This is a genomic window from Streptomyces sp. NPDC001902 (genome assembly GCF_042891295.1).
GTDB lineage: Bacteria > Actinomycetota > Actinomycetes > Streptomycetales > Streptomycetaceae > Actinacidiphila.
In genome coordinates this window covers 152,149-167,012 of the sequence record NZ_JBIATA010000017.1, presented here as the reverse complement: position 1 = coordinate 167,012, position 14,864 = coordinate 152,149, and the positions used below count along the sequence as shown (strand labels likewise).

The following is a 14,864-nucleotide window of genomic DNA, read 5'->3' as shown; positions in this document are numbered from 1 at the left end:
AGGAGCATGAGGACATGCAGACCAAGCTGGACGAAGCAAAGGCCGAGCTGCTCGCACGGGCGGCCCGGGTAGCTGAGAACAGCCCGGCGGGGGGACAACCTGGCCAGGGCCTCGAGAAGGAGGCGCTGGAAGCCTTCCTCCAGCGCTACTACCTGCACAGCGCCCCGGAGGACCTGCTCGACCGCGACCCGGTGGACGTCTTCGGCGCCGCCGTGTCCCACCACCGTCTTGCCGAGCTGCGCCCGCAGGGGACGGCCAACGTCCGCGTGCACACCCCCTCGGTGGAGGAGAACGGCTGGACGTGCAGCCACACGGTCGTCGAGGTGGTCACCGACGACATGCCGTTCCTGGTCGACTCCGTCACCAACGAGCTGTCCCGGCAGGACCGTGCGATCCACGTCGTCGTCCACCCGCAGATGCTGGTGCGCCGTGACGTGACCGGGAAGCTGCTGGAGGTGCTGGACGCCGCGCCCGGCGACGGCGCCGGTGTGCCGCACGACGTGCTGACCGAGTCCTGGATCCACGTGGAGATCGACCGTGAGACCGACCGCGAGGATCTGAAGCAGATCACCACGGACCTGCGCCGCGTCCTGTCCGACGTCCGCGAGACCGTCGAGGACTGGCGGAAGATGCGCGACGCCGCGCTGCGCATCGCCGACGAGCTGGCCGCGACCCCGCCAGCGCTGCCCGAGCAGGAGGTCGGCGAGGCCTGGGAGCTGCTGCGCTGGCTGTCCGAGGACCACTTCACCTTCCTCGGCTACCGCGAGTACGCGCTGACCACGGAGACCACCCCGGAGGGCGAGGAGGACGTGCTCACCGCCGTCCCCGGCACCGGCCTGGGCATCCTGCGCTCCGACCCGCAGCACCGCGTGGAGGAGTCCGAGAGCGGCCAGGCGGTCTCGCCGTCCTTCAACCGGCTGCCCGCGGACGCCCGTAAGAAGGCCCGCGAGCACAAGCTGCTGATCCTCACCAAGGCCAACAGCCGCTCCACCGTGCACCGCCCGTCCTACCTCGACTACATCGGGGTGAAGAAGTTCGACGCCGACGGCAACGTCGTCGGCGAGCGCCGCTTCCTCGGCCTGTTCTCCTCGGCGGCCTACACCGAGTCGGTGCGCCGGGTGCCGGTCATCCGCCGCAAGGTCCAGGAGGTGCTGGACGGCGCCGGGTTCTCCCCAGACAGCCACGACGGCCGCGACCTGCTGCAGATCCTGGAGACCTACCCGCGCGACGAGCTCTTCCAGACCGGCCCGGACGAACTGCGCGAGATCGTCACCAGCGTGCTGTACCTGCAGGAACGCCGCCGGCTGCGGCTGTTCCTGCGCCAGGACGAGTACGGCCGCTACTTCTCGGCGCTGGTCTACCTGCCCCGGGACCGCTACACCACGGGCGTGCGGCTGCGGCTGACCGACATCCTCAAGGAGGAGCTGAACGGGGTCACCGCGGACTTCACCGCCTGGAACACCGAGTCGGTGCTCTCCCGGCTGCACTTCGTGGTCCGCGTCGCGGCCGGCACCACGCTGCCGCAGCTGACCGACCGCGACGTCGAGCGGATCGAGAACCGGCTCGCCGACGCCGCCCGCTCCTGGGCCGACGGCTTCGCCGAGGCGCTGACCTCCGAGTGCGGCGAGGAGCGCGCGGCCGAGCTGACCCGCCGCTACGCGCACGCCTTCCCCGACGGCTACCGTGCCGACTTCACGCCCCGCGCGGCCGTCGCGGACCTGCAGCACCTGGAGCGGCTCAACGGCGAGGACTTCTGCCTCAGCCTGTACGAGCCGGTCGGCGCCGCCCCCGACGAGCGCCGCTTCAAGATCTACCGCACCGGCGCCCCCGTCTCGCTGTCCGCGGTGCTGCCCGTGCTGCAGCGCCTGGGCGTCGAGGTCATCGACGAGCGCCCGTACGAGATGCGCCGCGCCGACGGCACCCGCGCCTGGATCTACGACTTCGGGCTGCGCATCGACCCGTCGCTGGGCGACCTCGGCGACGACGCCCGTGAGCGCTTCCAGGACGCCTTCACCGCGACGTGGACCGGGCAGGCCGAGAACGACGGCTTCAACTCCCTGGTGCTGCGCGCCGGGCTGACCTGGCGCCAGGCGATGGTGCTGCGGGCGTACGCCAAGTACCTGCGGCAGGCCCGCACGGCCTTCTCGCAGGACTACATGGAGGACACCCTCCGCAACAACGTCCACACCACCCGGCTGCTGGTCAACCTCTTCCAGGCCCGGCTCTCCCCGGACCACCAGCGGGCCGGCAGCGAGCTGACCGACGCGCTGCTGGAGGAGGTGGACGCCGCCCTGGAACAGGTCGCCAGCCTGGACGAGGACCGCATCCTGCGCTCCTTCCTCACGCTCATCAAGGCGACGCTGCGCACCAACTACTTCCAGCGCGCCGACGGCGGCAAGCCGCACGCCTACGTGTCGATGAAGTTCGACCCGCAGGCGATCCCGGACCTGCCCGCGCCGCGCCCGGCGTACGAGATCTGGGTGTACTCCCCGCGCGTGGAGGGCGTGCACCTGCGCTTCGGCAAGGTCGCCCGCGGTGGCCTGCGCTGGTCCGACCGGCGCGAGGACTTCCGCACCGAGGTCCTCGGCCTGGTCAAGGCGCAGATGGTGAAGAACACCGTCATCGTGCCGGTCGGCGCCAAGGGCGGCTTCGTCGCCAAGCAGCTGCCGGACCCGGCCGCCGACCGCGAGGCGTGGCTGGCGGAGGGCATCACCTCCTACAAGACCTTCATCTCCGGTCTGCTCGACGTCACCGACAACCTGGTCGGCGGGCAGGTCGTGCCGCCGGCCGACGTGGTCCGCCACGACGGCGACGACACCTACCTGGTGGTCGCCGCCGACAAGGGCACCGCGTCGTTCTCGGACATCGCCAACGAGGTCGCCACCTCGTACGGCTTCTGGCTCGGCGACGCCTTCGCCTCCGGCGGCTCGGTCGGCTACGACCACAAGAAGATGGGCATCACCGCCCGCGGCGCCTGGGAGTCGGTCAAGCGGCACTTCCGTGAGACGGGCCACGACACCCAGAGCGAGGACTTCACCGTCGTCGGCGTCGGCGACATGTCCGGTGACGTCTTCGGCAACGGCATGCTGCTCAGCGAGCACATCCGGCTGGTGGCCGCCTTCGACCACCGGCACATCTTCATCGACCCCGTGCCGGACGCGGCGACCTCGTACGCCGAGCGCCGCCGGATGTTCGAGCTGCCGCGTTCCTCCTGGGCGGACTACGACACCAAGCTGATCTCGCACGGCGGCGGTGTCTTCCCGCGCAGCGCCAAGGCGATCGCGCTCACCCCGCAGATCCGCAAGGCGCTCGGCATCGAGCAGCCGGTGGCGAAGATGACGCCGGCGGACCTGATGAAGGCGATCCTCAAGGCCCCGGTGGACCTGCTGTGGAACGGCGGCATCGGCACCTACGTGAAGGCCGCCACCGAGTCCCACCTGGACGTCGGCGACAAGGCCAACGACGCGATCCGCGTGGACGGCGGTGAGCTGCGCGTCAAGGTCGTCGGCGAGGGCGGCAACCTGGGCCTGACCCAGCTCGGCCGGATCGAGTTCGCCCAGACCGGCGGGCGGGTCAACACCGACGCCATCGACAACAGCGCCGGCGTGGACGCCTCCGACCACGAGGTCAACATCAAGATCCTGGTCAACGCGGTCGTCGCCGACGGCGACCTGACGGTCAAGCAGCGCAACTCGCTGCTGGCGCAGATGACCGACGAGGTCGGCGCCCTGGTGCTGCGCAACAACTACGCGCAGAACGTGGCGCTGGCCAACGGCATGGCCCAGTCCGCCAGTCTGCTCCACGCCCACCAGCGCTACCTGCGCAGGCTGGTCCGTGACGGCAAGCTGGACCGGGCCCTGGAGTTTCTGCCCTCCGACCGGCAGATCCGGGAGCGGCTGAACGCCGGCCACGGCCTGACCCAGCCGGAGCTGGCCGTCCTGCTCGCCTACACGAAGATCACCGTGGCGGAGGAGCTGCTCGGCACCGGCCTGCCCGATGACCCCTACCTGCGGCGGCTGCTCGACGCGTACTTCCCCAAGGCGCTGCACGAGCGGTTCCAGGCGCAGATCGACGGGCACGCGCTGCGGCGCGAGATCGTGACGACGGTGCTGGTCAACGACACCGTCAACACCGGCGGCACCACCTTCCTGCACCGCTTCAAGGAGGAGACCGGGGCCACCACCGAGGAGATCGTGCGGGCGCACACCGCGGCCCGTGCCATCTTCGGCCTGGGCGGCATCTGGGACGAGGTGGAGGCGCTGGACACGGTCGTCGCGGCCGACGTCCAGACCCGGATCCGGCTGCACTCGCGGCGGCTGGTCGAGCGGGGCACCCGCTGGCTGCTGAACAACCGGCCGCAGCCGCTGGCCATCGCGGAGACGATCGACTTCTTCCGCGAAGGTGTCGCCACGGTGTGGGCGGTGCTGCCGAAGCTGCTGCGCGGCGCCGACCTGGAGTGGTACGAGTCGATCCACGACGAGCTGACCGGCGCGGGCGTGCCGGAGGAGCTGGCGACGCGGGTCGCCGGGCTCTCCTCTGCCTTCCCGGCGCTCGACATCGTCGACGTCGCCGACCGGACCGGCAAGGACCCGCTGGCGGTCGCCGAGGTCTACTACGACCTCGCCGACCGGCTGCAGATCACGCAGCTGCTCGACCGGATCATCGAGCTGCCGCGCGCCGACCGCTGGCACTCCATGGCCCGTGCGTCGATCCGCGAGGACCTCTTCGCGGCGCACGCGGCCCTCACCCAGGACGTGCTGTCCGTCGGCAACGGCTCCTCCACCCCGGAGCAGCGCTACCAGGCGTGGGAGGAGTCCAACAGCGCGCTGATCGGGCGGGCGAGGACGACGCTCGACGAGATCCAGGGCTCGGAGAGCTTCGACCTGGCGAACCTGTCGGTGGCGATGCGGACGATCCGCTCGCTGCTGCGGGCCCGCCGCTGACGCCTGGACGGCGCACGTACGACGGCAGGGGCCGGGGAGCACGCGCTCCCCGGCCCCTGCGGCGTGGACGGGCTCAGCCGACCCGGTACAGCCGTTCGCCGGTGCGGGGGCCCTGGGCGACCTGGACGCCGCCCGGCGGGGGCGGGTCGTCCGCCTCGGTCATCACCCACTTCACGTGGTAGCGGCGGGCGATGGCAAGGCGCTGCTCCATGGGCGTAGCGGGGGCCAGGTATGCGCGTACGTCGGCCTCGCGGCGCTCGCGGTCGGCCGCCGTCGTCGACGGGTCGGGCCAGGCCGGTGACACCAGGAACGCGCCGTAGGCGGGCATGACGTGCTTGGGGTTGTACCCGTCGGTCAGGAGGACGTCGCCGACGGCGACGTGCGCCTGCGCCCACAGGTAGCCGGGCCAGCTGCCCAGCCGCTGCAGGTGCAGCGCGGGCGGCACGTAGCGCGCCGGTACGACCGCGCCCGCCTGCGCCAGCAGTCCCGCGCAGGCCGCCACCGCCGCCAGCGGGGCCAGCACGGTGCGCAGCGCGGTCCACGGTGGGGCCTGCGCGAGCTCCACCGCCAGCGCGAACTGCAGCGGTACCAGCAGCAGCCCGAAGATCCGCCCGAAGGAGTAGGAGCCGCTCAGCCAGCCGTAGGCGGCGACGGCGCAGTCCGCGGCGAACATCAGCACCAGCGGGTCGAAGCGGTTCAGCCGCAGCCGGCACAGCAGCGCCGGCAGCCCGGCCAGGGCCAGCCCGTACCACTGCCACAGGTCCGCGTACAGCCGCCGGTGGACGTCGTCCACGGTGGGGTCGCCGAGCAGCGCGGAGAGGCTGAAGTACGGCCACCAGGCGGCGACGGCGAAGGCGACCGCCGCGGTCAGCGCCCACCGGCCGAGGACCCCGGCGGCGACCGGCATGCGCTGCATGCCGATGACGATGGCGACCACGCCGATGAGGGTGCCCATCGCCGTGAAGGGGTGCACGAGCAGCACGGTCCCGATGAGCAGTCCGAGCCAGGCGTGCAGCCACGTCCCGGCCACGCCGCGGCGGGCCGCCCGCGCGGTCAGCGCCCACACCCAGAACGTCACGCCGACGGCGAAGGCACTGGGGTAGGTCAGTCCCCGGATCATCGACTGCAGACCGAGGAAGCCGCTCCACTCCTTGTGCTGCGGCCCCCACAGCAGGACGAACGCGGCGAGCGCCAGCACCGGCGCCCAGCGCCGGTTGCTGAGCACGCGGGTGAAGGCGCCGATGCCGGTGACGACCAGCGCCAGGTTGACCGGGCCGCACCCCTTGAGCAGCTGCCAGCCCGGTACGCCCGTCAGGTGCGACAGCAGCCCCAGCACCACGGTGTACGGGGTGAAGTAGGGGCTGCCGGTGCCCGGCACGTCGAGCAGCGGGTTGGCCGGGTGCCGCCAGTCCGTGGCGATCCGCTCGATCGCGGCGGCGTGCTGCCCGAAGTCGGAGGCGACCGGCGACTGCCAGGTGCGGTAGGCCACCACCGCCCAGAAGAGGGTGCCGAGGATCAGGTACGGGGAGGGCCTGCGCACGTCCCGCAGCTCGTACGCGTGGATCCGCCAGTCCCGCTGGGTCAGCACGCCGGTCACCGCAGCCCTCCCGGCCGTCGTCCGCTCGTCACCTCGTTCCCCTCGATGCTTGATCGTGACGGACGCGGCTGCATCCCGGCGGGGCCCGTACGGGGCGTCGTCACGGCCGTGCGGCGGCCTCCTGCGGACCGGAGCGCGGTCCCTGCGGGGCGCCGGCCAGGAGCGCGGGAGCGGGCGCGGGGGTGCGGGCCTCCAGGGGCACGACGGGCAGCGGCTCGCTCTCGCCCAGGAAGACCCGCCGCACGACCCGCTCGGCGGCCCGGCCGTCGTCGAAGGCGCAGAAGCGGCGGCGGAACGCCTCCCGCAGTCCGGCCGCCTCCGGGCTGTTCCAGGCGCCGTCGCGGAAGACCGCGATCAGTTCGTCGTCGCTGGTGGAGACGGCGCCGGGGGTCTCGCCGGGGGCTCCGGACAGCAGGTCGAAGTAGACGCCGCGGCTGGCCCGGTAGACCGGCCAGTCGTCGGCGTGGACGACGATGGGCCGGTCGAGGAGCGCGTAGTCGAACATGATCGACGAGTAGTCGGTGACCAGGGCGTCGGCGGCCAGGCACAGCTGTTCGACCGACGGGTGCCGGGAGACGTCGACCAGCAGCCCTTCCTCGTGCAGCGCCTTCAGGCGGGCGTCCTCGCCGTGGAAGTAGTGGATGCGGGTGAGCAGGACGAAGCCCTCGCCGAGCGCCCGGCACACCCGTTCCACGTCCAGGCGCGGCACGAAGTTGCGCTGGTAGTCGCGGGTCGTCGGCGCGTACAGGACCGCGGTGCGGCCGGGGGCGATGCCCAGGGCCGCGCGGGCGTGGGAGACCTCGGCGGCGCCGGCGGTCAGGAAGACGTCGTTGCGCGGGTAGCCGGTCTCCAGGTGCTGCCAGGAGGAGGGGTACACGCGCTCCCAGATCTCGCTGGAGTGCGGGTTGGAGGACACGCTGTAGTCCCAGCGGTCCACCCGCTCCAGCAGCCGGCGGAAGCTCATGCCCTTGGCGGAGGCGGGGTAGCGCTGCTGGTCGATGCCCATCTTCTTCAGCGGGGTGCCGTGGTGGGTCTGCAGGTGGACGCTGCCGGGCCGCTTGCGGACGTCGTTGGGGAAGTTGACGTTGCTGATCAGGTACGTGGCCCGGGCCATCAGCCGCCAGTAGCGCCGGGTGCGCGGCACGACGTAGTCCACGCCCTTGGGCACCCGCGGGACGTCGGACTTGCGGACCAGCCACACCCCGTGGACGCCCGGGGCGATCTCCCGTGCCTTGTGGTAGATCGCGGCCGGGTTGCAGAACACCCCGCGGTCCCAGTACGCCGAGTACACCGCGAGGTTGGGGTCGAGCGGCCGCCGCAGGTGGTAGGCGTACAGGGCGGCCTTGGCCCGCTGCGCGACCTGCCGGCGCAGCCGCCGCCTGCGCCGCGTCAGCTCCTTGCGGGCCTCGCGCGGTACGTCGCCCAGCCGGGCCAGCAGCCAGCTGCCGCGGGCCAGCCGCCGGTAGGCGGTGGCCTTGTCCGCGGGCGGCACGAACCCCTCCGGCAGGTGGCGGGCGTACCAGCGGGCCGCGAGCCGGAAGAACGCGCCGCGCAGCCGCGGTGGGATCCGGTCGGGGTTGCCGAGGCAGAACAGGATGTGGCTGACGGCCCGCTCGAACAGCATCGGCCGCAGCGGCGCGAGGTGTTCGCGGCCGGGCGCGTCGAGGAAGTCGAAGAGCCGGGTGTACTGGTCGAGGATGACGAAGTGGTTGCGGCCCGGGCTGCGGGTGCTGGCGCCGCTGCGCCGCTGCCGGTACTCCAGCACCGCCCGGGCCAGGCAGGAGATGCGTTCGGCGCTGAGCATCGTCACGTACGAGACGAGGGCGTCCTCGTAGATGCCGTCGCTGAAGGAGAAACCGTGCCCCCGGTAGAAGGCGCGGCGGTAGACCCGGTTGGAGGTCATCGCGAACAGCCGCAGGAACTCGGGGCGTTCGGTGATCCGGAAGACGTCGGTGCCGGCCGAGGCGAGCAGGTCGCCGAAGACGCTCTTCTCGGCCGCCTCCCACCAGTAGGTGCGCACGTGGTCGAAGTAGAGGATGTCCGGGTCGCCGTCCTGCTTCAGCCGCTCGGCGACCGCCTCCAGCGAGCCGGGGGCGAGGGTGTCGTCGCCGTCGAGGAAGAGCAGGTAGTCGCCGGTGGCCCGCTCGGCACCGGTGTTGCGGGCCCGCCCCACCCCCAGGTTCTCCTCGTGGTGCAGCGCGATCACCCGGCAGTCGCGGGCCGCGTACTCGTCGAGGATGCGGCCGCAGTGGTCCGGCGAGCGGTCGTCGACCGCGATCACCTCGAGGTCGGGCAGTGACTGCGACAGCACCGAGTCGAGGCAGGCGCGCAGGTAGCCCTGCACCTTGTGGACCGGGACGATGACGGAGAAGCGGGGCATGTGGATCCTGGGTTCCCTCAGGGGTCAGTGACGGTCGGGTTCGAGCAGCCGGTCGACGGCGCGGGCCGCCGCACCGCCGTCGTCGAGGTGGCAGAAGGTCGCGCGGAAGTGCGCGTACGCGTCGGCGCTGTGCCGTGCCACGGTGCCGAGGTCGCGCAGCGCGCCCGCCAGGTCGGCGGTGGACTGCAGCAGCGGGCCCGGGGCCTGGGCCTCGAAGTCGGGGTAGAAGCCGCGCAGGGTGTCGCGGAAGTGCTCCAGGTCGGGGACGAGGAAGAGCATCGGACGGCCGGTGTTGGCGAAGTCGGCCGCGGGGGAGGCGTAGTCGGTGACCAGGACGTCGGCGACCAGCAGCAGCTCCGCCACGTCCGGGTGGCAGGACACGTCGCGCACGAACCCGGAGCGCGGGGTGCGGACGCGGTCGGCGACCAGGGGGTGGGAGCGGAAGAGCAGCACGTGGTCGGCGCCCAGGGCGCGTTCGGCCTCCGCCAGGTCCAGGTGGGGCGACATGCGGTAGTGCTCGGCGTCGTACGCCAGGTCGTCGCGGCGCGTCGGCGCGTACAGCACGACGGTGCGGTCCCCGGGGATCCGCAGCCGGTCGCGCAGCGCGGCGGCCACCTTGGCGCGGTCGTCGGCGAAGAGCACGTCCGTGCGGGGCAGTCCCGTCTCGGCGACCGGGCCGTCGTAGCCGAGCGCGGCCCGCAGCAGCGGGGTGCTGTACGCGTTCGGAGACAGCAGCAGGCTCCACTGGGCGCCCGGGTCGCGCGGCGGGCGGGGCAGGTGCACCAGGTCCGCGCACAGGGTGCCGGCGAGGTCCAGGCCGGTCCGCTTGAGGGGGGTTCCGTGCCAGGTCTGCAGCACGGTCTGGTCCGGGCGGCGCACGAACCACTGCGGCAGGTGGGTGTTGGTGACGACGTAGCGGCTGCGGGCGAGCGCCTCGTACCAGGCGGCGCTGTGCAGCACGACCGGCCGCGCGGTCGCCGGCGGCGGGGCCTGGCCGTCCCTGACCACCCACAGGTGCTCCAGGCCGTCCGCGGCGCGGCGGCGCAGCAGCTCCTCGTGGACGGCGCGCGGCGAGTCCCCGTACGCCCGCCCGTCGAAGGCGCTGTACAGCACCGACTCGCGGCGCGGCAGCCCGCGGGTGCGCGGATGGTGGCTCTCGCGCAGCGCCCGCTGCCGGTACGGGCCGCGCTGCGGCTCCGGCACGGTGGGCCGGGCGTCGAGGAACAGCCGGTCGTGGAAGCGCCGGTCGACGGAGAAGGACTTGCCGCCCGCCTCCGCCGCCATCGGCAGCGCCTCGAACACCCCGGGCGCGACCCGCACCGGCGCTTCCGTGCCGGCGCCGTCGCGCAGGTGCAGGTACCAGCGGCCGGCGGGCAGCGGGACGGTGCCGGCGAGGGACTCCAGCGTGCCGGGGCGCACGGTGGCGGTGAAACGGCGCCCCTCGTACGGGCCCGGCCCCGCGGCGTCCTGAGGCACGGACGGCAGCGCCGGGATCGCGCTGGACGGCGGCGGGAAGCCCGGGCGGCGTCCCGGTACGCCGTCGGCCTGGACCGGGACGGCGTGCTCGACGCGGTGCGTGCCGTGGCGGAGCACCAGTTCGGCCGGGCCGGGGGCGGAGCCGGGCGCGAGGCGGCCGGCCACGACCAGGGCGCCCTCGGCGGTCCAGCCGATGGCGTCGGCCACCGGCTGCGGGGTGCGGTCGCGCAGCACCAGCTTCCCGGACGCCTTCGCCTCGACCAGCAGCCGCCGCGGCGTCCCGCCGAGCCGGGGGTCGGTGCCGAGGTCGTAGTGCCCGGCGGGCAGCGCGCCGTCGAGGTGGACGGGGTCGGCGTGCCCGGGGTTCAGCAGCGCGACGTCCCAGCTGTCGGTGTCCTCCGCGCGGATCTCCTTGGGCCCGGCGTCCAGCGCGGGCCGGGCGGCCGCCAGGTCGGCGAGGGGCACGCGGGCCCGGCGGACGCCGTCGTCCGTCCCCCCGGGGACCGCGGGCTCCAGCGGGTACTCCAGCACGGTGGGCGTCGCGGAGTGCGTCAGCCGTACCGCCGTCGCCTGTGGCGCGCCCGTGAAGTCCAGTTCCACCGCGGTGCCGTCGCCGGTCGCCCGGTGGCCGGTCAGCCGCCGTGCCTCCGGCTCCACCGACAGCTGCAGCCGCCCCTGCCGGTAGTACGGCACGAGCCGCATGCCGCCGCCGGCCGCGTACGACGGCGGGGACGCCCCCGATCCCGCGTCCGCGGCCCGCAGGGCCGCCTTGCGGATGACCCCCTTCGCCGCGACGACCACCCCGAGCCGCCAGCGGCCGGCCCGTGGTTCGCCCTGGCGGCGGCCGGTGGTCAGCCGCGCCGGGTCGATGGTGATCTCGAAGCCCGACCAGTCGTAGCAGTGTTCCTCCTGGCGCGAGTTGAGGGTCGCGGCGGGCTCCTGCCGGATCCTGACCGGCAGCAGCACCACCTTGGCCCGGCGGCCGTGGCCGTGGACGGCGACCGCGGTGATGTGCGCGGCGCCCTTGCGGTCGGCGTCGATGTTGCGCAGGTAGGCGTAGCCGCGCAGGACGAGCCGGCCGTTCTCCCGCACCACCTCGCGCACCCGCGCCCGGACGGGGAAGTCCGCGCGCCGCAGCCGGGCCGCCGAGGCCGGCAGGGCGATCCGGCCGCCGTCGGCGCCGCGCAGCACCGCCCGCTTGCGCAGCGGCGGGCCGGTGACGCCGAAGCCGGCGGAGTTGCGCTGCTCGTGGTCGAGCACCGTCAGCAGGTCGTCGAGGCGGTCCTTGACGATCAGGTGCCACTTGATGCGCAGCCCGGCGGGCAGCTCGAGGAAGAGGGAGGGGTCGACCCGGGTGAGCCAGTCGCGGCAGCGGTCCATGAAGGCCCGCCGGTACTCGGGGCCGGCCATCGGCAGGGCGTCGATGAAGTACAGCAGGTCGTCGGTGAGGACCGAGCGGTCGTAGGCCCGTTTGAAGGAGGTCCAGCGCGTGCGGGCCGGGTCGCCGAGGAAGCGGCTGACGTGGTCGACGGCGGCGATCCGGTCGCGCACGCCCTTGACGTCGGTGCGGCGCCGGGTGATGGAGCCCTCGCGGATCCGCCAGTAGTAGACGTGCTCGTGCGTCACGTCGACGGCGTCGGCGAGGAAGTGCGCGGGGATGGTGAGCGGGGTGTCCTCGTAGAGCACGCCCTCGGGGAAGGCCAGGCGGTGGCGCTCCCAGAAGGAGCGGCGGAAGACCTTGTTCCAGGCGACCCGGTCGGACAGCAGGCTCAGGTCCCGGGTGATGTGGGTGCCGGTGACGGTGCGGGTCATGTCCCGGTGCTGCCAGGCCTGGCTGCGGCCGTCGGCGGTCAGCCGCCACACGTTGCCGGTCGCGAAGTCCGAGCCCGACCCGTCCAGCAGGCCCACCAGCCGCTCGTAGGCGTGCGGCGGCAGGATGTCGTCGCTGTCGAGGAAGCACAGGTACTCGGTGCGCGGGTCGGCGTGGCGGGTGCCGGTGTTGCGGGCGTGGCCCAGTCCGCCGTTGTCCTGCCGGACCAGGCGGAAGCGCGGGTCGCGGTCGGCGAAGCCCTGGGCGATCTCCGGGCCGGAGTCGGTGGAGCCGTCGTCCACCATGACCACGTCGAGGGCGTCGAAGGTCTGTGCGGCGACCGACCGCAGGCATTCCTGCAGCCAGCTCTCGACGTTGTGGACCGGAACGACGACCGTGAGGCGGGGCGTGCGCGACACCATGGTGACGTGGCCCTTTCCGGACGAGGGCGACAGGGGGCGAGGGGTTCAACTCGTGATCGCGTCCTCGGTCACCTCGCCTGCGCCTTTCGGGTGATCCACCGGGCGCCGGGGGCCGCTCCTGCCTACGCTCGGCGCTATGCCTCGGTTCAGTGTGATCGTCCCGGTATGGAAGACCCAGGGTTACGTCCGTGCGTGCCTGGAGTCGGTGCTCGGGCAGCGGTACGCGGACCTGGAGCTGATCGCGGTCGATGACTGCTCGCCCGACGGGTCGGCCGCCGTCGTCGACGAGGTCGCCGCCGCCGACCCCAGGGTGCTCCCGCTGCGGAGGCCCCGCAACGCAGGGCCCGGTCCGGCCCGGAACGTGGGGGCGGCCCGGGCCAGCGGCGACTACCTGCTCTTCCTCGACTCCGACGACCTCCTCGCGCCCGGCGCCCTGACCGCCCTCGACGCGAGGCTGCGCGCCACCGGAGACCCGGAGGTGCTGCTCTTCGACCACGACCGGCTCGACGTGTGGGAGCACCGCACGGAGAGCGGGGACGGCGACTTCCTGCAGGCGGCCGCGCTCGCCGGGCACGCCGTCTTCCGGGCCACCGAGCGCCCGCAGTGCCTGACCGTGTTCCCCGCCGCCTGGAACAGGGTGGTGCGGCGCGACTACTGGGCGGGGTTCGCCTTCGGCGCCGGTCCGTACGAGGACGTCCCGGTGGCGTACGAGATGCTGCTCGCCGCCCCGCGCATTGCCTGCCTGGACCGGGTCTGCGTCACGTGGCGGGAGCGCCGCCGCGGCAGCTTCTCCAGCACGCCGGGCCCGCAGCACCTCGTCCTGGCCGACCGGTACGACACGCTGCTGGCCCGGCACGACCTGCCGGAGCTGCGCGCCGAGCGGGACCGGCGGCTCACGGCCGTCCTGGACGACCCCGGGCGGCTGCGCCCGCAGGACCGCGCCGCCTTCTTCCGCCGCGCCGGGCTGCCGGGCACCTTCGCCGCCCATCGCGCCGCGGAGCTGGGCACCCGGGCCGCCCGGCGGCTGCGCACGCACCGCAACGCCGTCGCCCGCGAGGTGTACCGCCGCTGGTACGCCCTGGAACGCCGCCGCCCGCTCGACGACGACCTGGTGGTGTACGCGGCGTACTGGAACCGGGGGGTGCTGTGCAGCCCCGCCGCGATCTACCGCAAGGCCCGCGAGCTCGCCCCTCACCTGCACGGGGTGTGGGTGGTCCGGCGCGGTGCGCAGGACGCGGTCCCCGAGGGCGTCGACCGGGTGGAGGCGAACTCCCGCCGCTACTGGGAGCTGCTGGCCCGCGCCCGCTTCCTGGTGAACAACGCCAACTTCACCGGGGAGGTCGTCAAGCGCCCCGGCCAGGTCTACCTGCAGACCCACCACGGCACCCCGCTCAAGCACATGGGCATGGACCTGCGCGCCCACCCGGCGGTGGCCAAGGGCATGAGCTTCCGCCGCCTGCTGGACCACGCCGACCAGTGGGACTACTCCCTGTCCGCCAACCCCCACTCCAGCGAGGTCTGGGAGCGGGTCTACCCCGGCAACTACCTGACGCTGCCGACCGGCTACCCCCGCAACGACGCCTACTTCACGGCGGGCGCCGACGACGTGCGGCGGATCCGGGCCCGGCTGGGCATCCCGGACGGGGTCAGGGCGATCCTGTACGCCCCCACGCACCGCGACTACCAGCGGGAGTTCGTCCCGCAGCTGGACCTCGCCCGGCTGTGCCGGGCGCTGGGGCGGGAGTACCTCGTACTGGTCCGCGCGCACTACTTCTACCCCGGGGCCGGCCCGGCGGCGCTGCCGGAGGGGGCGCTGGACGTCTCCGCGCACACACCGCTGGAGGAGCTGTGCCTGGCCTCCGACGCGCTGCTCACCGACTACTCGTCGCTGATGTTCGACTACGCGGGCCTCGACCGCCCGATCGTGGTCCACGCCGCCGACTGGGAGGTCTACCGGGCCGCCCGCGGGGTCTACTTCGACCTGGTCTCCGGGCGCCCCGGCGACACCCCGGGCGTGGTCGCCCGCGACGAGGCCGCGATCGCCACCGCCTTCCGCTCCGGCGCCTGGGCCTCGCCGGAGGCGGCCGAGCTGCGGGCGGCCTTCCGGGCCCGCTTCTGCCCCTGGGACGACGGCCGGGCCGCCGAACGCGCCGTACGGCGGGTGCTGCTCGGCGAACCGGAACTGCTGCCCGTCCTCAAGCCGGACGAGCGCACCCCCGCGCCGCCGCCGTGAGCC

Annotated in this window: 5 protein-coding genes; 2 read left to right on the top strand and 3 right to left on the bottom strand. The window is 73.4% G+C overall.

Going from position 1 to position 14,864, the window contains the following annotated elements:
- Nucleotides 1-14 precede the first annotated feature (14 nt).
- Complete coding sequence (locus ACFYYN_RS26300) at nucleotides 15-4,943, top strand: NAD-glutamate dehydrogenase (protein ID WP_500547734.1); 4,929 nt, start codon at nucleotides 15-17, stop codon at nucleotides 4,941-4,943.
- 73 nt (nucleotides 4,944-5,016) lie between these two features.
- On the opposite strand, the gene ACFYYN_RS26295 is transcribed toward ACFYYN_RS26300, so the two are convergent.
- The 3 genes from ACFYYN_RS26295 to ACFYYN_RS26285 all read right to left on the bottom strand — a co-directional run bounded on the left by ACFYYN_RS26295 (nucleotide 5,017) and on the right by ACFYYN_RS26285 (nucleotide 12,628).
- Nucleotides 5,017-6,540, bottom strand: a complete 1,524-nt coding sequence (locus ACFYYN_RS26295) for a hypothetical protein (protein ID WP_500330108.1) — start codon at nucleotides 6,538-6,540, stop codon at nucleotides 5,017-5,019.
- 100 nt (nucleotides 6,541-6,640) lie between these two features.
- A complete protein-coding gene (locus ACFYYN_RS26290; protein WP_500547733.1) occupies nucleotides 6,641-8,920 on the bottom strand; it encodes a bifunctional glycosyltransferase/CDP-glycerol:glycerophosphate glycerophosphotransferase in 2,280 nt (759 codons plus the stop codon).
- A 24-nt stretch (nucleotides 8,921-8,944) separates the two neighbouring features.
- Entirely contained in the window at nucleotides 8,945-12,628 is a 3,684-nt protein-coding gene (locus tag ACFYYN_RS26285) for a bifunctional glycosyltransferase/CDP-glycerol:glycerophosphate glycerophosphotransferase (protein ID WP_500547732.1), read from the bottom strand.
- A gap of 136 nt (nucleotides 12,629-12,764) precedes the next feature.
- On the opposite strand from ACFYYN_RS26285, the gene ACFYYN_RS26280 reads away from it, so the two are divergent.
- Nucleotides 12,765-14,861, top strand: coding sequence for a bifunctional glycosyltransferase/CDP-glycerol:glycerophosphate glycerophosphotransferase (locus tag ACFYYN_RS26280; RefSeq protein ID WP_500547731.1), 2,097 nt, complete (start codon nucleotides 12,765-12,767; stop codon nucleotides 14,859-14,861).
- Nucleotides 14,862-14,864: the final 3 nt, after the last annotated feature.

Coding starts and splice junctions, on each gene's coding strand:
- ACFYYN_RS26280 (WP_500547731.1), top strand. CDS start 12,765: ATGCCTCGGTTCAGTGTGATCGTCCCGGTATGGAAGACCCAGGGTTAC.
- ACFYYN_RS26290 (WP_500547733.1), bottom strand. CDS start 8,920: ATGCCCCGCTTCTCCGTCATCGTCCCGGTCCACAAGGTGCAGGGCTAC.
- ACFYYN_RS26300 (WP_500547734.1), top strand. CDS start 15: ATGCAGACCAAGCTGGACGAAGCAAAGGCCGAGCTGCTCGCACGGGCG.
- ACFYYN_RS26285 (WP_500547732.1), bottom strand. CDS start 12,628: ATGGTGTCGCGCACGCCCCGCCTCACGGTCGTCGTTCCGGTCCACAAC.